This is a genomic window from Mesorhizobium sp. M1252 (assembly GCF_040318265.1).
GTDB lineage: Bacteria > Pseudomonadota > Alphaproteobacteria > Rhizobiales > Rhizobiaceae > Mesorhizobium.
Window position 1 is genome coordinate 102,825 of the sequence record NZ_JAMYLX010000014.1, and the last position, 18,035, is coordinate 120,859.

Annotated in this window: 16 protein-coding genes; 9 read left to right on the forward strand and 7 right to left on the reverse strand. The window is 64.7% G+C overall.

From position 1 onward, the window contains the following. The first annotated feature begins 1 nt into the window (after position 1). Genes NKH22_RS24805 through NKH22_RS24820 form a run of 4 tightly spaced genes read left to right on the forward strand, consistent with a single transcriptional unit; the run spans position 2 to position 3,458 of the window. Positions 2-1,372 carry a phosphatase PAP2/dual specificity phosphatase family protein gene (locus NKH22_RS24805; protein ID WP_352911402.1) on the forward strand — a complete coding sequence of 457 codons (1,371 nt, stop codon included), beginning with the start codon at positions 2-4 and terminating at the stop codon, positions 1,370-1,372. A 10-nt stretch (positions 1,373-1,382) separates the two neighbouring features. After that, positions 1,383-1,817, forward strand: coding sequence for a hypothetical protein (locus tag NKH22_RS24810; protein WP_352911405.1), 435 nt, complete (start codon positions 1,383-1,385; stop codon positions 1,815-1,817). A gap of 3 nt (positions 1,818-1,820) precedes the next feature. Continuing rightward, the gene (locus NKH22_RS24815) at positions 1,821-2,489 is read left to right on the forward strand and encodes a lysophospholipid acyltransferase family protein (RefSeq protein ID WP_023672504.1); all 669 of its coding nucleotides are present in this window, start codon (positions 1,821-1,823) and stop codon (positions 2,487-2,489) included. Between the two features lie 39 nt (positions 2,490-2,528). Beyond that, the gene (locus NKH22_RS24820) at positions 2,529-3,458 is read left to right on the forward strand and encodes a phosphatidate cytidylyltransferase (protein ID WP_027048767.1); all 930 of its coding nucleotides are present in this window, start codon (positions 2,529-2,531) and stop codon (positions 3,456-3,458) included. A gap of 10 nt (positions 3,459-3,468) precedes the next feature. On the opposite strand, the gene NKH22_RS24825 is transcribed toward NKH22_RS24820, so the two are convergent. The 6 genes from NKH22_RS24825 to NKH22_RS24850 all read right to left on the reverse strand — a co-directional run bounded on the left by NKH22_RS24825 (position 3,469) and on the right by NKH22_RS24850 (position 10,369). Beyond that, positions 3,469-5,076, reverse strand: a complete 1,608-nt coding sequence (locus NKH22_RS24825; protein ID WP_352911408.1) for an FGGY-family carbohydrate kinase — start codon at positions 5,074-5,076, stop codon at positions 3,469-3,471. A 126-nt stretch (positions 5,077-5,202) separates the two neighbouring features. After that, a complete protein-coding gene (locus NKH22_RS24830; protein WP_023672501.1) occupies positions 5,203-5,931 on the reverse strand; it encodes an SDR family oxidoreductase in 729 nt (242 codons plus the stop codon). Between the two features lie 27 nt (positions 5,932-5,958). Then, positions 5,959-7,218, reverse strand: coding sequence for a sugar ABC transporter permease (locus NKH22_RS24835; RefSeq protein ID WP_023821252.1), 1,260 nt, complete (start codon positions 7,216-7,218; stop codon positions 5,959-5,961). Then, entirely contained in the window at positions 7,215-8,039 is an 825-nt protein-coding gene (locus tag NKH22_RS24840; protein WP_023693835.1) for an ATP-binding cassette domain-containing protein, read from the reverse strand. Before NKH22_RS24840 ends, NKH22_RS24835 begins: the two co-directional genes overlap by 4 nt. A 151-nt stretch (positions 8,040-8,190) precedes the next feature. Then, the gene (locus NKH22_RS24845) at positions 8,191-9,255 is read right to left on the reverse strand and encodes an ABC transporter substrate-binding protein (protein ID WP_023672498.1); all 1,065 of its coding nucleotides are present in this window, start codon (positions 9,253-9,255) and stop codon (positions 8,191-8,193) included. 229 nt (positions 9,256-9,484) lie between these two features. Further along, a complete protein-coding gene (locus tag NKH22_RS24850) occupies positions 9,485-10,369 on the reverse strand; it encodes an AraC family transcriptional regulator (protein WP_023693836.1) in 885 nt (294 codons plus the stop codon). Between the two features lie 309 nt (positions 10,370-10,678). Between NKH22_RS24850 and NKH22_RS24855 the strand changes: the two genes are divergently transcribed. The 4 genes from NKH22_RS24855 to NKH22_RS24870 all read left to right on the forward strand — a co-directional run bounded on the left by NKH22_RS24855 (position 10,679) and on the right by NKH22_RS24870 (position 14,556). Beyond that, on the forward strand, positions 10,679-11,740 hold the full coding sequence (locus NKH22_RS24855) for a maleylacetate reductase (RefSeq protein ID WP_023693837.1): 1,062 nt from the start codon (positions 10,679-10,681) through the stop codon (positions 11,738-11,740). Positions 11,741-12,042: 302 nt separating this feature from the next. Continuing rightward, positions 12,043-12,924, forward strand: a complete 882-nt coding sequence (locus tag NKH22_RS24860) for a metal ABC transporter solute-binding protein, Zn/Mn family (RefSeq protein ID WP_031198070.1) — start codon at positions 12,043-12,045, stop codon at positions 12,922-12,924. A gap of 26 nt (positions 12,925-12,950) precedes the next feature. Then, positions 12,951-13,745: a metal ABC transporter ATP-binding protein gene (locus tag NKH22_RS24865; RefSeq protein ID WP_023693839.1), complete on the forward strand. Its 795-nt coding sequence runs from the start codon at positions 12,951-12,953 to the stop codon at positions 13,743-13,745. Beyond that, entirely contained in the window at positions 13,729-14,556 is an 828-nt protein-coding gene (locus tag NKH22_RS24870; protein ID WP_196814115.1) for a metal ABC transporter permease, read from the forward strand. Before NKH22_RS24865 ends, NKH22_RS24870 begins: the two co-directional genes overlap by 17 nt. Before the next feature lie 693 nt (positions 14,557-15,249). Here NKH22_RS24870 and NKH22_RS24875 read toward each other — a convergent pair. Next, positions 15,250-15,603, reverse strand: a complete 354-nt coding sequence (locus tag NKH22_RS24875; protein ID WP_023672492.1) for a cupin domain-containing protein — start codon at positions 15,601-15,603, stop codon at positions 15,250-15,252. 459 nt (positions 15,604-16,062) lie between these two features. Here NKH22_RS24875 and NKH22_RS24880 point away from each other — a divergent pair, with 459 nt between their 5' ends. Further along, a complete protein-coding gene (locus NKH22_RS24880) occupies positions 16,063-18,018 on the forward strand; it encodes an acyltransferase family protein (protein ID WP_023805595.1) in 1,956 nt (651 codons plus the stop codon). The last annotated feature ends 17 nt before the right edge of the window (positions 18,019-18,035 follow it).

Sequence of the window (18,035 nt, forward strand, 5' to 3'; positions counted from 1 at the left end):
CATGGCCCTGCCTGTCACTGACCCTGCCCCGGCGCGGGAACCCTATTTGGGCATCGTGCTGAGGGCAGCCCTTTGGCTGGTCCTGCTGGCGCCGTTCTTCTACGCGACCTATGGCTTTGCCAACTGGCTGGCGTCGCGGCGCGACCATGTCGGCAGCATCGTGTTTGCCTGGGAATACGCCATCCCGTTCGTCGCCTGGACGATCGTGCCCTATTGGTCGATCAATCTGTTCTACGGCCTATCGCTGCTGCTCAACACGACCAGGCGCGGCGTCGACCGGCTCGCCGGCCGCTATCTCTCGGCGCAGATCATTGCCGTCGCCTGCTTCATCGCGTTCCCGCTGACGGCGACCTTCGTGCGGCCGGAAACCACCGGCCTGCCGGGTTTCCTGTTTGCGGTGCTCGGTGGTTTCGACAAGCCGTTCAACCAAGCGCCATCCCTGCACATCGCACTCCTGGTGATCATCTGGGACCATTGGCGTCACGTTCTGGCACGTCACCGTCTCGGCGGCATTCTCCGCCCGGTCTGGCACGTCTGGTGTTTTCTCATCGGCGCCTCGGTGCTGACGACCTGGCAGCACCATTTCATCGACATTCCGACCGGCGCCCTGCTCGGCCTGTTTGCGCTGTGGCTGTTTCCGTCCAAGGGCGAGCTGCCATTCTGGGGTTTTCGGTTGACCGCCGACCCAAGGGCGCGGCGGCTGGCGGGTTATTACGGGCTGGGGGCGGCCCTTGCCCTGGCCGGCGCTGCCGAGGGCGCGTTGGTCTCCGCCGATTTTCTCATCCTGTTGTGGCCGGCATTGGCGCTGGCCATCGTCGCCTTCGGCTATGCTGGGGCCGGCGCCAAAGTGTTCCAGAAGGCAGCCGATGGTAGCGTCTCACTGGCCAACCGTATCCTGCTCCTGCCCTACCGGCTTGGCGCCCGGATCAATGTGTGGGTATGGACCCGCCAACTGGCGCCGCAAGTGGAGATCACCGACGGTGTTTTCCTCGGCCGGTTTCCGAGTGCCGACGAGGCCAACCGCTTCGGCACAGTGATCGACCTTGCCGGCGAGATGGAACGGCCGCGCGGCGTGACCTGCCGCTGGATCAGCTACGCGATGCTCGACCTCGTGGCGCCGCCTCACGACAGGCTGGAGCGAGCGGTGGCGGCGATCGAGCTGGCGCGCCGGCGCGGCACCGTCCTGGTCTGCTGCGCGCTCGGCTTCCAGCGCAGTGCGGCCATCGTCGCCGACTGGCTGGTGGTGACGGGGCGCTCGTACACAGCTGCACAGGCGCGCAAGAAACTCGCCGCGTCGGGCAGGCCCGTGCACGTTCAGATCGGGCTGGATGAACCGGGGCTGGAAGAACCGGGGCTGGAAGAACCGACATGAGTTGGCCGGCATGAGTGGCGACAATTTTCCCGAGAAGGCCGAAATATTCGCCGCCGGGCTGATGGTGCAGGCGGTGTGGCCGATCCTGCTGGTGGTCGCGGCTGTGATGGCAGCGCCGGTCATCGGCCTGGTGGCCGGACCGCAGACGACAGCGCTGTCCGCGGCGGCCTGGCTGGTCGCGGCGGCGGGCGCCGTGGCCACGCTGGCTCTTTCGGCCTTGCTTTTGTTCGATGCGCTGCTGTTCCGGCTGATGGCAAGCCACGCCAGCGAGGCCGCCGGGGGTGCCGCGGTCGACGATGTGCTGGCGCGCATGCGCCTGAAGCCCACCGCTGCCGGCGGCCGCTCGCTTGACCGTCGCATTGCAGGCACGCGCCGCCTGCTGACAAGGCAGCGCATGGCGCTCGCCATGTTTGCTGCGGCATCCCTTTTCGCAGCATTTGTTTGAGCCATGACAAAACTTCACCTGCGCGCCAACACCTTCACCTTGCTGCAGACGGTGACGTCGGTCGGCCTGTCGGCGGCGGCCTGGGTGGTAACCGGCGTCAGACCAATCTGGAACGGCAGCCAGCCGTCGGAGCGGCAGCGCATCTACTTCGCCAACCATGCCAGCCATGGTGATTTCATCCTGCTGTCGGCCTGTCTGAGTGAGAAGGTGCGCGCCCGGACCCATGCGATCGCGGCGGCCGAATATTGGGGCAAGTCGCGGCTGCGCCGCTTCATCGCGCAGGACATGCTGTCGTCCGTGCTCATCCACCGGCAGTGGACCGACGAAACGCAACACCCGATCTCGATCATGCTGTCGGTGCTCGACGACGGCCACTCGCTGATCCTGTTTCCCGAAGGCACTCGCAACACGACGGAGGCGGATCTGCTGCCGTTCCGCTCCGGCCTCTACAATCTGTCGATGGCGCGGCCCGATGTCGAACTCATCCCGTGCTGGATCGAGAACATGTCGCGCGTGCTGCCCAAGGGCCAGTTCCTGCCGGTGCCGCTTCTGTGCCGCGTCGTCTTCGGTCCGCCGGTGGCGATCGCGCCCGGCGAAGAACGCCGCACCTTCCTCGAGCGCGCGCGCCAGACGCTGCTGTCGCTCAACCCGCGTCCCGATCGGGACCACTAGCATGACCAGGCAAAGAGACTTCGTATGACACTGCCGCCAATGCATGAAACCGTCATCCTGCTGGCCGGCCTGATCTGCGTGCTGACCATGGCGAGCATCGTTGCCGGTATCCTCTCATGGCGGGCGCCGAAGCCGCTGCCCTCGACGCTCGTCAACTTGAACCAGCGCATCAACGCCTGGTGGGTGATGGTGCTGGCGATCACCGTCGCCTTCTTCTTCGGCCGCACCGGCATGACCATCCTGTTTGCGCTGATCTCGTTTGCCGCGCTGCGCGAGTTCGTGACGCTGACGCACAGCCGGCGCAGCGACCACTGGGTGCTGCTCGGCATGTTCGGCATCATCATTCCCTTCCAGTACTGGCTGGTGTGGACCGCCTGGTACGGGCTCTTCACCATTTTCATCCCCGTCTACTGCTTCCTCTTGATGCCGGCGGTCACCGCGCTCAACGGCGACACCGAGCGCTTCCTCGAGCGCGTGTCCGCGCAGCAATGGGCGGTCATGATCTCGGTCTACTGCGTCAGCCATGTGCCGGCGCTGCTGACCCTCAACGTGCCCGGTTTCGAGGGCCGCAACCTCCTGCTCATCGCCTTCCTGATCATCACCGTGCAAGGCAGCGACGTGCTGCAATACATTTTCGGCAAGCTGTTCGGCAGGCATCTTCTGTCGCCCTCCGTCTCGCCCTCGAAGACCTGGGAAGGGCTGGTCGGCGGGCTGGTGGCATCGAGCCTTCTCGGCGCGCTGCTGTCGTTCCTGACGCCGTTCTCGCCGCTGGCGGCGGCAGGCGTCGCCTTCATCGCCTGCCTGATGGGGTTCCTCGGCGGGCTGGTGGCGTCGGCGATCAAGCGCGACCAGGGCGTCAAGGACTGGGGTCACCTGATCGAGGGTCACGGCGGCATGATGGACCGCGCCGACAGCCTGGTCTTCGCCGCACCGGTGTTCTTCCACATCGTCCGCTATTTCTGGACGTGAGCCAAGCCGTTCAATCGCGGATGGCGCGGCCTGCCTGCTGCAGCAATTCGAAGGCGGCGAAGCGCTTGTCGTGCCAGGGCACGAGGTCGCCACCGGCCGGGCGATAGATGTCGCCGATGCGCGACATGCCGGTCATCGCCGAGATCACATCGGGAAATTTTTGCGCCGCCACCGCAGCCAATATGGCTGAGCCGAGCAGCACCGGTTCGGGCGAGGTCGAACCGGCGACGGTCAGGCCTGTGGTGTCGGCCAAAAGCTGACGTACCAGCTCGCTTTGCGCCGCACCGCCGCTGACGACGATAGTGTCGATGGCAATGCCTTTTTTGGCCATCGCCGCCAGGATCTGGCGAACGCCGTAGCCGATGCCCAGCAGGCCGGCGACATAGAGCGCGACCAGACTGTCGAGGGACGTGTCCATGCCAAGCCCGGCGATCAGGGCCTTGGACTCGGGATCGGCGAAGGGCGAGCGGTTGCCGAGGAATTCCGGCACGACATGCAGTCCATCGGCTAGGTGCGCTACTGCGGACAGGTCGGCGGACTGTTTCGCCGCCTGCTGACCAAGCCAAGCGGTCAGGCCGAGACCTTCCGCCTTGGCTTTTGCGGATGCCTCAGCCGTGGCCGGATGGAAAGCGACGAGGTGGTCGATTGCAGCACCCGCCGCCGATTGCCCGCCTTCATTGAGCCAAAGCCCCGGCACCATCGAGGAAAAATACGGACCCCAGACGCCGGGCACGAAGGCCGGCTCGCTGGTGCTGGCCATGGTGCAGGCCGAAGTGCCGAACACATAGGCCATGCGCGACTGCAAGGTGCCGACCGAGCCCTGCCCGCCAACCGTGCCGACTCCCCCGGCATGGGCATCGATCAGGCCGGCAGCAACCGGCGTTCCCGGCAGCAGGCCGAGATCGGCCGCGGCGGCCTCAGTGAGGCCTTGGGCAAGTGCCGTGCCACCCTCGACGATTTCGGTGCCGATGCGGGCAAAGCCTTCATCGGTGAGCGTGCCGAGGCCGATGGCGCGGAAATAGGCTTCGTCCCAGCGCCGCTCATGACCGAGATAGGTCCATTTGCAGGTCAGCGTGCAGATCGAGCGCCCCAGGCTGCCGGTTGAGCGCCAGGTCAGATAGTCGGTGAGGTCGAAGAAATGCTCGGCGGCATCGAAGGTGTCGGGCAGGTTTTCGCGCAGCCACAACAGCTTCGGCGTTTCCATCTCCGGCGATATGGTGCCGCCGACATAATCGAGCACGGCGTGCTTGCCGGCATTGATGCGCTGCGCCTGGTCGAGCGCGCGATGGTCCATCCAGACGATGATGTTGCGCTGGCTGTCGCCGGAACGGCCGACCGGCAACGGCGCGCCGTTCTTGCCGACCACGACCAGCGAACAGGTGGCGTCGAAGCCGATGCCGTCAATGTCGCGCCCGGCGAGCCCCGACTTCGTCACCGCCTCGCGCACGCTGGCGCAAACCGCACGCCAGATGTCCTCGCTCGACTGTTCGGCGATTTCGCCGGGCTCGATGAACAGAGCGATGTCGCGCTTCGCCGAGGCAAGCATGGTGCCCTTATTGTCGAACACCCCCGCCCTGGCACTGCCAGTGCCGACGTCGATGCCGAGGAAGTGGGACATGGGGAACCTCAGAGGTTAGGCAGTAGGCAGTAGGCAGTAGGCAGTAGGCAGTAGGCGAGATGGTCAGCAGTGAACGGTCAGTTGCAAGAGCCTCTCCCCATTCCCTACTGCCTAATGCCTACTGCCTCACAAATCATTGCTCTGCGGCAGGATCACCAGATCGCGGATAGTGACATTTCTCGGCCTAGTCAGCATGAACAGCACGGCTTCGGCGACCTCGACCGGTTGAATCAGGCCGCCCTTGGCCAGTTCATCCTCAAGCTTGTCCTTCGGCCAGTCGCTGATCAGCGCTGTCACCACCGGCCCCGGCTGCACCGCGCCGACGCGCAGGCCGTGCGGGGCGACCTGCCGGCGCACCGTGTGGACGAAGGCCTGCACGGCATGCTTGGAGGCGGTGTAGATCGGCTCCCAGACCACCGGCACCAGTCCGGCGATCGAGGACGTCACGATGATGTCGCCGGTCTTTCGTTCGACCATATGCGGCAGCACGGCGTGTATGGAACGGAACACCGCGTTGATGTTGAGGTTCAGCATGCGGTCCCACACATCGGGGTCGCCTTCGAGCACCGGGCCTCCGACATAGGCGCCGGCATTGGCGTGGAAGATATCGAGCTGGCCGGCCTTGTCCAGGATTTGCGGCATCATCGTCGCGACGCTGGCCGGCTCCATCAGATCGATCACCAGCGGGATCGCGTTGGGACCGAGTTCGGTGCAGACGCTTTTCAGCGCGTCGGCGGCGCGGTCGACGAGCACAACGCGAACGCCGGCGGCAATCAGCGCTCTCGCGCATTCCAGGCCTATGCCCGACGCGGCGCCGGTGATCGCCGCGACTTTTCCACTCAAATCCTGAGCCATTCTTCTATCCTCGTATTCTCTGTTGGTTCAGGCTCGGCCGTGGGAAACCCGCGAGCGGCGTGCCAGGGAGTCGACGATGACCGCAATTGCCAGAACGGCGCCGGTGATCATGTAGCGAAGCGACGATGACAGATCGAGCAAGGTCAGCCCGCTGGCGATCGACTGGATGACGATGATGCCGAGCAGCGCGGAATAGGCGCTGCCACGGCCGCCAAACAGGCTGGTGCCGCCTATGACCGCCGCCGCAATGGCGTTGAGGTTGACGTCGCCGGTGCCGGCCTGCTGGCTGGCGGAGGCCAGCCGCGCCGCCGACAGGACGCCGCCGAGGGCGGCAAACATCGAGCACATGACGAAGGCGCTGAGGTAGATCGAGCGCACCTTGATGCCGGCCCGGCGCGCCGCTTCGCGGTTGCCGCCGACGGCGGTCATCGAGCGGCCCCATTGGGTGCGGGTCAGCGCATAGTTCATCGCCACCACCAGGCCGACGAACAGGCCGAACATCCACGGTATGCCGCGCGCCTGGTTGAGATAACCGACGATCAGTTCGAGCAGGATGGTCAGGGCGGCGACGCGCACGATGAGGCCGCCGACAGACGGCGCCGACAAATTGACGGCCCGGCGGCGGCTGACGGTGCGCAGGCCGGTGATCAGCATGACGATGCCGGGCAATGCCGCCAGTGCATAGGACAGCCAGTCCGGCATGACCAGCAACTGGCCGAAATTCACCAGGTTCGAGCCATAGGGCAGATTGATCGAGCCGGTGGAGCCCAGAATATACAGCTGCAGGCCCAGCACGGCGAGCAAGCCGGCGAGCGTCGAGACGAAACTCGGCATGCCGAGCCGGTTGAACAGCAAGGCATAGAGCGCGCCGATGAAACCGCCGACGGCAATCGCGGCGAGGATGGCGAGCGCCACCGGCCAGCCTTGGTTGACCCACAGCGTGCCCACCATGGCCGAGGCAAAGCCGCTGATCGAGCCGACCGACAGGTCGATCTCGCCGACCATCAGCACACAGACGATGCCGAGCGCGATGACGCCGACGGTCGAGCAGTCGAACAGGAGATTGACCAGATTGCTCGACGAGACGAAGACCGGATTGAGGGCGGTGAACACGCTCCAGATGATGACCAGGCCGACGATGACCGGCAACGAGCCGAGGTCGCCGGAGCGGACGCGGTCGAAGAAGGCGCTGATGGCGCCACCGACGCCGGCCTGGTGCTTGACGCGCACGTCGCTGCGGTCGAGCGCCGTCGACGAGGAGGTGTCCTGCTTGGGCTCCGCGCTCATGGCCGCTGCTCCTGGTTGTGCGCTTGTTCGGCGGCCTTGCGCCGTTCGGCGCGGCGCGACACTGCATTGTTGGCGGCGCCGGTGATGGCGCTGACCAGTTCCTGGTTCGAGGCGTCGGGTTCGAAGACGCCGTTGTTGCGGCCAAGCCTGAGCACCACGATGCGGTCGGCGACGGCGCGCACGTCCTCCATATTGTGACTGATCATCAGCACGCCGAGCCCACGCTCGCGCACCCGGTCGATGAGGTTCAGCACTTCCGCCGTCTGGGCGACGCCAAGCGCGGCGGTCGGCTCGTCGAGGAGGATGACCTTGGGGTCGAGCAGCAGCGAGCGGGCGATCGCCACGGTCTGGCGCTGGCCGCCGGAAAGCGAGGCGACCGCCTCGCGGACGCTTGGAATACGCGCAGACAATTCGTTGAGCAGCGTCCAGGCGCGGATCTCCATCGCCACCTCGTCCAGCCGCAGCGGGTTGAGCTCCTTGCCGAGAAAGATGTTGGCGACGACGTCGAGGTTTTCGCACAGTGCGAGATCCTGGAAGACGGTGGCGATGCCGAGCGTCAGCGCGGCACTCGGGTCAGGCATGGTCACTTGCCTGCCACGGAAATTGATGGTCCCCGAGCTCGGCTGGTGGACGCCGGCCAGAATCTTGACCAGCGTCGACTTGCCGGCTCCATTGTCGCCGACCAGCGCCACCACCTCGCCGGCATGGACATCGAGATCGATATCGGTGAGCGCCGAAACGGCGCCGAAATTCTTCGAGATGCCGCGCAGGCTGAGCACCAGCTCGCCTGCCGAAACCGGTCCGTCAGAGATGTCAGACATGGTGGCAAACCTTTCCGGATGGGCGGTCAAGAGTGACTGCTAACTTCCGGCCGCCGCAAGGGCGGCCGGAAAGCAGGATCAGGATTCTAGGTCATCCTTTTATGCATGTCTTATCCCAAAACCGCTGCGCGATTTTGGGCGACCTGCATTTTCACTTTGTGATGCCGAGCTTCTTGCAGCCTTCGGCATAGCGGTCGACGCAAAGCTCTTCGGCGGTGTTGATCTTCTTGTCGATGATCTCGGCCTTTAGGTTTTCCTGCGTCACCACCGCCGGCGTGAACAGCTGCGAAGGAGTGTCGTAGAGGGTCATTTCGGCCTTCGGCGTCTCGCCCGACAGAAGCTGGACGGCGACGTTGGCGGCAGCCGCCGCAACGATCTCGCTCGGCTTGGAGATGGTGTTGTACTGGTCGCCGGCGATGATCAGCTGCAGGGCGGCGATCGTCGCGTCGTTGCCGGTCACCGGCGGCACCGGATCGACACCGGCGGCCTTGAAAGCGGCGATGGCGCCACCACCGGTGCCGTCATTGGCCGCAACGACGCCGACGATCTGCGTGGAGAAGCGGGTGATCTGGCCGCTTGCCCATTGCTGCGCCTTCGGCGGCGCCCATTCCGGCGTGTCGTATTCGGCAAGGATCTTGTAGCCGCTGTTGTCGAGACTGGAATGGATGCCCTTCTTGATCAGCCCGGCGGCCGCGTCGGTCGGCGATCCGTTGATCTGCAGCAGGCCGCCGCTGGCGGGGTCGACCTTCAGCGCCTTGAGGTGTTCGACGAGCGAGTCGGCAATGGCCTTGCCGATGCCTTCATTGTTGAACGAGACGTAGAAGTCGGCAGGTGCGGTCGGGATCGGGCGATCATACGCGATGACCTTGACGCCCTGGCTCTGCGCCAGCTTGACCAGCGAGGCGGCGGCAGTCGAGTCGACAGGGTCGAGCACGATCGCCTTGGCGCCTTGCGAGATCACCGAGTTGAACTGCTGCTGCTGGCGCGAGGCGTCGGCATCGGCGTTCTGGTAGATCACCTTGCAGCCGGGGCAGAGTTTTTTCATCTCGGCGACGAAGCCGGGATAGTCGTGCTGCTCGTAGCGCGTCGAGGCCTGGTCGGGCATCAAGAAGGCGACCGTGGCGTCGGTAACCGGGGCGGCAAAGGCAGCGGTGCCGCCAAGAAGAGAAAGAGTGAGCGCGATGGCTCCCGTCGATTTCCAGGCAAATCTGGTCATTTCGATAGCTCCGTTTCAAGGAATGGTTTCATGAAGCCCTGGACACCACATGGCGCCGGGCCTTGACTGCAGTCGGGCTGTTGCGAGGAACAACGGAGCACTTGATCCGTGCTGCGCATCCTCTTGATATCCCTGGATTTCGGGACAAGCGATCTCCAGCACGGGGCGCCTCCAACGCACCCCGCGTTCTTACCTCAGTAAATGTCTAGGCTCCTCCCGGTCCTCCCTGTTAGGCGGCAATCTCCGCGCTGATGTTTTCCGCCAGCAGGGCCCTGAAGCGCGAAGGCGACATGCCTTTCTGGGTCAGGAACTGGCGGTTGAAATTCGAGATGTTGTTGTAGCCGGCGGCATAGCAGATCTCGGTGATCGGCATGTCGGCCTCACTCATCAGCAGCTGGCAGGCAAGGTTGATGCGCAGCCGGTTGACATACTGCACCAGGGCCATGCCGGTATGGCGGCGGAAGCTGCGCGAAAACGCGCTCGGGCTGCGGCCGGCAATCGCCGCCAGATCGCTTTCGCTGAACGGCTCGGTCAGGTTGGCGTTGATATAGGCAAGCGCCTTGTTGACGCCGGCCGACATGAAGCCTGAGGGATCTGGCAGATAGCTGGCGCTGGTGAGCGTCCGCACATCGGCGGCGCGGCTCAGAATATCGACCAGCTCCATGAACAAAGCGATGCGGCGAACGCCTTGCGCTTCGACCAGTTCGGCCAGCACAGGTGCGGCGAGCTTGGCCGTAGCGGTGGAGAATAGCGCGCCGCGGCGGCTGAGCTCGAGAATGTTTTCACAACCGGCAAGTTCCGGCAACGCGGCGGTGGCGTCGGCGATGAACTCTTGCGAGAACTGCACGACGCGGCCGCGCAGCGGCACGCTGGCGCCTGCCGGCACGTCGCTAACCCAATTGTGCGGCAGGTTCGGGCCAGTGAGCACGAGATTGCCGGGCTCGAACTCGCCGATGAAGTCGCCGACGAAATAATGGCCCGTGGTGGCGACGACGTGATGGATTTCGTATTCGGGGTGGAAGTGCCAGCGCACCGTGTGGAAGGGGTAGCCGTGGGCCCAGGCCTTGAACGACTCGCCGCGTCTGATCTGGACGACTTCCAAGTCCGGATTCATGTCAGTTCCTCCCGGCGCCGGTCCGGTCATGCGACCAGTTGCAGTGCCATCTCCCGCAGGCCGCGTTTGCCGCTCTCTGCAGTGACCAAAGCTTAGGCGGCAATTCATGCAGCCGCCACCACGGTGTGTCCACCTCACTGATACTTTTTTGACGTTTTTGTGGTCAAGGCGATACGTTTGCGAGTACGCGGGAGAGATCAGGCCCCGCTTGCGAGACGGTGACGACGCAAACGATGTCGTCGGCAGCGAGAGCTGGTCGCTCGATTTCGGCTCCGTCACAATGATAGTATGCAAAGGGAGCGGAGCGGCATGACAAGGACGTTCACCTATTCCGGCAGCCCTGGGCATATTGTCTTCGGCAATGGCGCGTCGTCCGAGGTGGGCACCTGGATCGAAAAGCTCGGCTGCAAGCGCGCGCTGGTGCTGTCGACGCCGCATCGGGCTGCCGACGGCGAGGCGCTTGCCAAGTCCCTCGGCGCGCTGGCGGCCGGCACCTTTTCGGGCGCCGCCATGCACACGCCGGTCGAGGTAACCCAAACGGCAATGGCCAAGGCGACCGAGGTCAAGGCTGACTGCGTTGTCGCGCTTGGCGGCGGCTCTACCACCGGTCTCGGCAAGGCGATCGCCTGGCGCACCGACCTGCCGCAGATCGTCATCCCGACCACCTATGCCGGCTCGGAGGTGACGCCGATCCTCGGTCAGACCGAGAACGGCGAAAAAACCACAATGCGTGACGCAAGGATCCTGCCGGAAGTGGTGATCTACGATCCAGAGCTGACCGTCGGCCTGCCGATAGCGATGAGCGTCGCGTCAGGACTCAACGCCATGGCGCACGCGGCCGAAGCGCTTTACGCGCAGGATCGCAATCCGATTTCCACCCTGATGGCGAAAGAAGGATTGCGCGCCATGAAGGCGGCGCTGCCGGTGTTGACCAAGGAGCCTGGAAACATCGATGCACGCGGCGATGCGCTTTACGGCGCCTGGCTGTGCGGTACGGTGCTCGGCGCCGTCGGCATGGCGCTGCATCACAAGATCTGTCACACGCTGGGCGGCTCTTTCGACATGCCGCATGCTGAGACCCATGCGGTGATGTTGCCGCACACGATCGGCTTCAACGCCGTCGCGGTGCCCGACTTGTTGAAGCCGGTCGCCGACTTGTTTGGCGGCAGCGCCGGTAGCGGTCTCCAGGATTTCGCCGAGGCGGTCGGCGCGCCCCTTACATTGAAAGAACTCGGCCTCATGCAGGCCGATCTCGACCGCGCCGCTGAGATCGCGACCAGGAACCCATACTGGAATCCGCGGCCTTTCGACCGCGCCGCAATCCGCGCCCTGTTGCAGGACGCGTGGGAGGGAAGGCGTCCGCAAAACTGACGGCAACAAGCAAGGAACTTACCCGCCGCGAATTCATCAGGATACCGCCACGACCGGTGTGTTCGCAGCGGCCTCGCGGTGCCGGCGATCGCCTGCCCTTTCGCATATAGCCGACAGGCATGAGTGGCTCCGCCTGATCGGCGCAGGCCGCTCACGCTTTTGTGCGCGTGAAAAACTGCGCGGCTCGAAAAGCCCATTGACATCAGCCGTATTTTCGACGCAAACGTTATATTGTTACTGTTATACAGTTACACAGCCCGCCTCTCCGGCGACATACATTTCAGACTGCAAGGAGACCACGGATGCGTCGCATTCCCTTTCTCGCCGCGCTGCTCGTCGCGGTGCCGCTTTTGACCGGCACGGCTGTCGGCGCCGAAGACAAGCTGACCATCGTGGCGGCCGAGAATTTCTATGGCGACCTTGCCCGCCAGATCGGCGGCAGCAACGTCACCGTCACCAGCATCCTGGCCAATCCCGACGACGATCCGCATCTGTTCGAGACCAGCCCGTCGACGGCGCGCACCATCGCCGATGCCAAGATCGTCATCTATAACGGCGCCGATTACGATCCGTGGATGGACAAGCTGCTGTCGGCCTCGACAGCCAAGGATCGCACGACCATCGTCGCCGCCGACCTGATCGGCAAGAAGTCGGGCGACAACCCGCATCTGTGGTACGACCCGGCGACGCTGCCGGCCATCGCCAAGGCGCTGAGCGCCGACCTTGTCAAGCGCGATCCGGCCAATGCGGTGCACTACGAGGCGAACCTGAAGGCATTCCAGACCTCGCTCGAGGCCATTGACAAGGAAATCGCCGACGTCAAGAAGACGTACGCCGGCACCGAGGTGACGGCTAACGAGCCGGTCTTCGGCTACATGGCGGAAGCGCTCGGTCTCAAGATGCTGAACTACGATTTCCAGGTGGTCTTGATGAACGATGCGGAGCCGAGCGCCACGCAGGTGGCGGCGTTCGAAAACAGCCTGAAGGACGGCTCGGCCAAGATCCTGTTCTACAATTCGCAGGTGACCGACGAGGCAACGACAAGGCTGCTCGACATCGCCAGGCAGAATAAGGTCACGGTCATCGGCGTCACCGAGACGGAACCGGCGGGCCAGACGATCCAGACCTGGTTCGGCGGCCAGATCGACGCGGTTCAGAAGGCGCTCGCCGCCCGCACACAATGAACGTGACTGCGAATGAATGTGACTAAATGAACGCAATCGAATTCGACAAGGTCACGCTGACCTATGGGGGACGCCGGGTTTTATCCGACGTCTCCTTTTCGATTCCGCAAGGCGCCTTTGTCGGCCTGCTCGGCGCCAATGGCGCCGGCAAGACGACGATGCTGCGCGCCATTCTCGGCCTGATCAAACCGGCCGGCGGCGCCATTTCGGTGCTTGGCAAATCGCCGACGCGCGGCAACGCCGACATCGGCTATATGCCGCAGGCGCGGCGCGCGCTTGGCGATGTCGGCGTCAGCGGCCTCGACTTCGTGCTGAGTGCCGCCGGCGGGCATCGCTGGGGCTGGCCCGTCGCATCGGCTGCCGAGAAGGAGGCGGCGTGGAAGGCACTTGAAGAGGTGGGCGCCGGCGACCTTGCGCGGCGGCCGCTGGGCGAGCTTTCCGGTGGCGAGCGCCAGCGCATCCTGATCGCGCAATCCTTGATCGGCAATCCGCAACTGCTTTTGCTCGACGAGCCGCTGATCAGTCTTGATGCGGGCCATCAGCGCGCGATCATCGACCTGGTGCATCAGATCGGCGAACGGCTCGGCATTGCCGTGCTGTTCTGCTCGCACGAGATCAACCCGCTGCTGCGCGCCGTCGACCGCGTGCTCTATCTCGGCAACCGCAAGGCGGCGATCGGCTCCGTCGACGAGGTCATCAGCGGTCCGGTGCTGTCGAAACTCTACGGCACGCACATCAATGTGGTGCGGGTTGCCGGCCGCATCTTCGTCATGGCCGACGATGTCGAACTGGAGAGCGGGGCGCATGTCCACGATCTTTGACTATGAATTCATGCGCAACGCCTTCTATGCCTGCACCATCGTCGGCATCGTTTCGGGCGCGGTCGGCTACTTCCTCGTGCTCCGGGGCCAGACCTTCGCCGGTCATGCGCTCTCCCATGTCGGCTTTCCCGGCGCCACGGGCGCCGGCCTGATCGGGCTGTCGCCGTTTCTCGGCCTCACCGTGTTCACCGTCGCCGCCGGCATCGGCATCGGCCTGCTTGGCGAGCGCGCGCATCGCGACGTCGCCATCGGCATCGTCTTGACGCTGTCGCTCGGCCTGGGCTTGCTGTTTCTGCATTTCTACACCGCCTTCGCCTCGCAGGCGACCAACGTGCTGTTCGGCAATGTGCTGGGCATCAGCCTGCGCACCGTTATCGTGCTTGCGGTGCTGGCGGTGGCGATCCTTGTCGCGCTTTTGCTGATCGCGCGCCCGCTCCTGTTCGCCAGCCTGCAGCCGGAACTCGCCGAAGCGCGCGGCGTGCCGCTCACTCTTGTCTCGACCCTGTTCATGGTGCTGGTCGCCGTCGCCACGTCCGAGGCGGTGCAGATCGTCGGCGTGCTGCTCGTCTTCGCGCTGATGGTGGCGCCTGCAGCCACCGCGCTCAGGCTTACCAGCGGCGTCGGAGCCGGCGTGCTGGCGTCCATCGCGCTTGCCGTGATCATCGCCTGGATCAGCCTGACGCTAGCCTTCCTGACCGACTGGCCGACGAGCTTCTGGATCACGGCGCTGGGCGCGGCCGCCTATGTCGTCAGCGGCATGGTCCGGCGCCCGTCGGTCCGAGAGACTCAGAGCGCCGACGCCGGCCCCTGAGGCTTGCCCTCCGGCGGGTCGATCGGGCCGGCTGGGGTGCAAAACTGACGTGAGGGAAATACACCCAAAAAAAGTCAGGTTTACAATCCGGCTCCTGAAACGTTTCAGCCGCGAAAGACAAATTCATCCAATCGCCTAGATCGCGACCTCTGTCGCGCCAAAGGGCCGCTCCGGAGCGGCCGGAACACCCGGAAAACCGCCATTTCAAGCGCATTTTGGAGCGGCGAATGGCTTGCGCGAGGCCGGCTGGAAAGCTGGCCGGGAGGCGCAAAAGGGACCTCCCGCGCCCATTGCGGGCGGCGTTGACAGACCGCGGTGCTGCATGCGTATAGCAAGCCATGGGTCACGCCATGGCCGTGGCGGTTGAGACGGGGCTGGGGGGTTTCGTAACAACAGCATTGACGGCCCGGCGCCGGACGGGCGGCATGCACTCTCGAAGTGCGCCGCTCGCTCTTGGCTGACGCGCGGGCGACCCGGCAGCAGTCCTGGCCTGCGTTCTCTCGACCAGGCTCCGCAGAACGCCATCGTCTCAGCTTTTCGATCCGCATCGGTTCGAAGCGAACGAGGTGACGCCCTCTTAACCGATATTCGCTTCGCTACGTCCCCCTCCCCTGCTGGGCGAGGGGGACGCTGGCGATGAACCGCGCCGGCCGAGGTGTATCGGCACCGATCAGGCAAGCCTGACGACGTCGATCAAGCAAGCTTGACGACGAAGTGCTTGGTTACCGGCTCGATGATCTGCCAGGTGCCCTTGAAATCGGCTTCGACCACGAACGCATCGCCCGGACCGACCTCGACCGGCGTGCCGCCATCGGGCGTGATGATGATGCGGCCGGCGATCATGTGCACGAACTCATAGTCGGTGTAGGTGGCGTGATAAGTGCCGGGCGAGGCCCGCCAGGTGCCCGACAGCACCTTGCCGTCGGCGGTGGTGTGCTGCACGGCGGTCTGCATGGTCGGCCGGCCCGCCACAACGATCCAGCCCGGTAAGTCGCCGCCCTCGGCATGCTCGACAGCGCCGAATTTGAAAATGGTGGTGTTGGTCATGGGAGGCTCCGTTTGAATTGCATGGCTGCCGGTTGGATAGCCGATGCGTGTGACGGGAGCAACGCAAGGGCCGACCCCGGATGTCGGAGATTTGGCGAAGGAGGCGGGGAGCTAATCTCCCCCATCGAGGGGGAGATGTCGCCGAAGGCGACAGAGGGGTCGCCGCGCGTGGAGCGCCTGCCTTCACTTGCAGGATTGGGCCAGTCCGGTCGAACCGACCCCCTCTGGCCTGCCGGCCATCTCCCCCTCAAAGGGGGAGATCAGCGGCGTCGCCTCCTCCAATGTTGCACTGCGTTAGATTTGTTGCATTGCGATATCGACCCATAGGGCGGAGTCTTGGTCCGACTGTCAACGGTTGCAGCGCCGTGTCCCGTTGGGCGCAAAGCTGCCGCACGTATGATCCCGGCGCGATCGTTACTCGCCGAGGCGGGGTCATGCACCAGCACGAGGTGGCAAATCGTGTCAGCATCGTTCCGGCCCGATATCGAAGGACTGCGTGCCTTGGCGGTGGCAGGCGTGATCGCCTTTCATTTCGGCTTCACCGGCCTGCCCGGCGGCTTCACCGGCGTCGACATCTTCTTCGTCATCTCGGGCTATCTGATCACAAAACACCTGCTTGCCGAAATCACCGAGACCGGGCAGCTCAACCTGTGGCGCTTCTATGCCAGGCGCGCTCGGCGGCTGTTGCCGGCGTCGCTGTTCGTCATCCTCGCCACACTGGTGGCCGGCGCCTTCATCCTGTCGCCGGAGGAACAATCGCTCTATTCCAAAGGCGCCATGTTCGCCTCGGCCTACATGATCAATCTGTGGCTGATCCGCTGGTCGTTCGATTATTTCGCCGCCGATGCGGCCAGCAACCCGTTTGTCCATTTCTGGTCGCTGTCGGTGGAGGAGCAGTTCTATGTCGCCTGGCCGGCGCTGCTTGTGCTCGCGGCATGGCTGCGCCCCGGCAAGCGCGGCGCGATCCTGGTGATCGGCATTGCCGGCCTCGTCTCGTTCGCCGTCTGCGCGTGGCTCACCACGGTCTCGCAGCCCTGGGCCTTCTATTTCTCGCCGCTACGCGCCTGGGAGTTCGCCGCCGGCGGGCTGGCCAGCATGGTGCCGCAACAAGTCTGGCAAAACCGCCCGCGGCTCGCCACGCCGCTGGCGTGGCTCGGCCTGGCGCTGATTGCCAGCGCCTATCTTTCCTTCAGCGACGAAACGCCCTTCCCGGGTTTCCTCGCCCTGGTGCCGGTGGCCGGCACCGTGCTGTTGCTGCTGGCAGGAGCGGCGCACGCGCAGCAGGAGAGCGCCAAGAAAAGCCCCATCAAGGCACTGGCGCTGGCGCCGCTGCAATGGGTCGGCAAACTCTCCTACTCGCTCTATCTCTGGCACTGGCCGGTGATCGTGTATGCCACGATGCTGACGCCGGAACTTTCGCCGCTGCAGCGGCTCGGCTGCTTTGCGCTGACGCTGGCGCTGTCGGGGTTCACCTATCATGTCATCGAAAACCCGATCCGCCGCAATGGCTGGCTGATGGCCAGTGCGGCGCGGGCGCTGGTGCCGGCCGTCCTCCTGACCGGTACCGGCGTCGTCGCCGCTTATGCCAATGCCAGGCTCGCCGTCCACGATCTCGATCCTGCGCAGCGCAGCATTGCCGCCAGCGCCGCGCAGCCTTCCACGGCGCGCGCGGCCGGCTGTATTCTCTCCTTCGAGACAGTGCCGCCGAAGGCCTGCGTGTTCGGCAACAAGGACGCCGGGCGCTCGATTGCGCTTTTCGGCGATTCGCATGCCGACCACTGGTCGACGCCGCTGATCGAGGCGGCGGCCAAGAACAACTATCGCCTCGTCACCTATCTCAAATCGTCCTGCCGTGCCTCGCGGGTGACGACCTGGAACTGGCGGCTGAAGCGCGACTACACCGAATGCGACCAGTGGCGGGAGCAATCGGTCAAGGACATTATCGCGTTGCACCCGCACATGGTGGTGATCTCGGAATTTTCGATCGGCAATGTGATGAAGGAATCGCCCGAGGAACTGAAGCACGCCGATTGGAACGAGGAGTGGAAGACCGGCCTGCGCTGGACGCTGGCGGCATTCAGCGGGGCCGGGATCAAGGTCGCGGTAATCCGGGACGTTCCCTACAATGGAAGCTATGCCGACAAATGCGTGGCGCGGGCGCTGTGGCGCGGGCAGGTGCCTGAAGTCTGCGACACGCCGAGGGACGCGGCGGCGAACGACGACATCGCCGCGGCCGAGCGCGACGTCGTGCGCAGCGTGCCCGGCGCCACCTATGTCGACCTGACCAGCCAGTTCTGCGACGCCCAAACCTGCCACGTGTTCATCAACGGCCAACTCGCCTTCCGCGACCGGCACCACCTGGCGACGCCATTTGCTGAATCACTGGAGCCGCTCTTGGAGAAGGCGGTGTTTTAGGGGCGGCGAGGTAGGGG

Coding starts and splice junctions, on each gene's coding strand:
- NKH22_RS24805 (WP_352911402.1), top strand. CDS start 2: ATGGCCCTGCCTGTCACTGACCCTGCCCCGGCGCGGGAACCCTATTTG.
- NKH22_RS24845 (WP_023672498.1), bottom strand. CDS start 9,255: ATGACCAGATTTGCCTGGAAATCGACGGGAGCCATCGCGCTCACTCTT.
- NKH22_RS24825 (WP_352911408.1), bottom strand. CDS start 5,076: ATGTCCCACTTCCTCGGCATCGACGTCGGCACTGGCAGTGCCAGGGCG.
- NKH22_RS24820 (WP_027048767.1), top strand. CDS start 2,529: ATGCATGAAACCGTCATCCTGCTGGCCGGCCTGATCTGCGTGCTGACC.
- NKH22_RS24810 (WP_352911405.1), top strand. CDS start 1,383: ATGAGTGGCGACAATTTTCCCGAGAAGGCCGAAATATTCGCCGCCGGG.
- NKH22_RS24835 (WP_023821252.1), bottom strand. CDS start 7,218: ATGAGCGCGGAGCCCAAGCAGGACACCTCCTCGTCGACGGCGCTCGAC.
- NKH22_RS24815 (WP_023672504.1), top strand. CDS start 1,821: ATGACAAAACTTCACCTGCGCGCCAACACCTTCACCTTGCTGCAGACG.
- NKH22_RS24850 (WP_023693836.1), bottom strand. CDS start 10,369: ATGAATCCGGACTTGGAAGTCGTCCAGATCAGACGCGGCGAGTCGTTC.
- NKH22_RS24855 (WP_023693837.1), top strand. CDS start 10,679: ATGACAAGGACGTTCACCTATTCCGGCAGCCCTGGGCATATTGTCTTC.
- NKH22_RS24865 (WP_023693839.1), top strand. CDS start 12,951: ATGAACGCAATCGAATTCGACAAGGTCACGCTGACCTATGGGGGACGC.
- NKH22_RS24830 (WP_023672501.1), bottom strand. CDS start 5,931: ATGGCTCAGGATTTGAGTGGAAAAGTCGCGGCGATCACCGGCGCCGCG.
- NKH22_RS24840 (WP_023693835.1), bottom strand. CDS start 8,039: ATGTCTGACATCTCTGACGGACCGGTTTCGGCAGGCGAGCTGGTGCTC.
- NKH22_RS24875 (WP_023672492.1), bottom strand. CDS start 15,603: ATGACCAACACCACCATTTTCAAATTCGGCGCTGTCGAGCATGCCGAG.
- NKH22_RS24860 (WP_031198070.1), top strand. CDS start 12,043: ATGCGTCGCATTCCCTTTCTCGCCGCGCTGCTCGTCGCGGTGCCGCTT.
- NKH22_RS24870 (WP_196814115.1), top strand. CDS start 13,729: ATGTCCACGATCTTTGACTATGAATTCATGCGCAACGCCTTCTATGCC.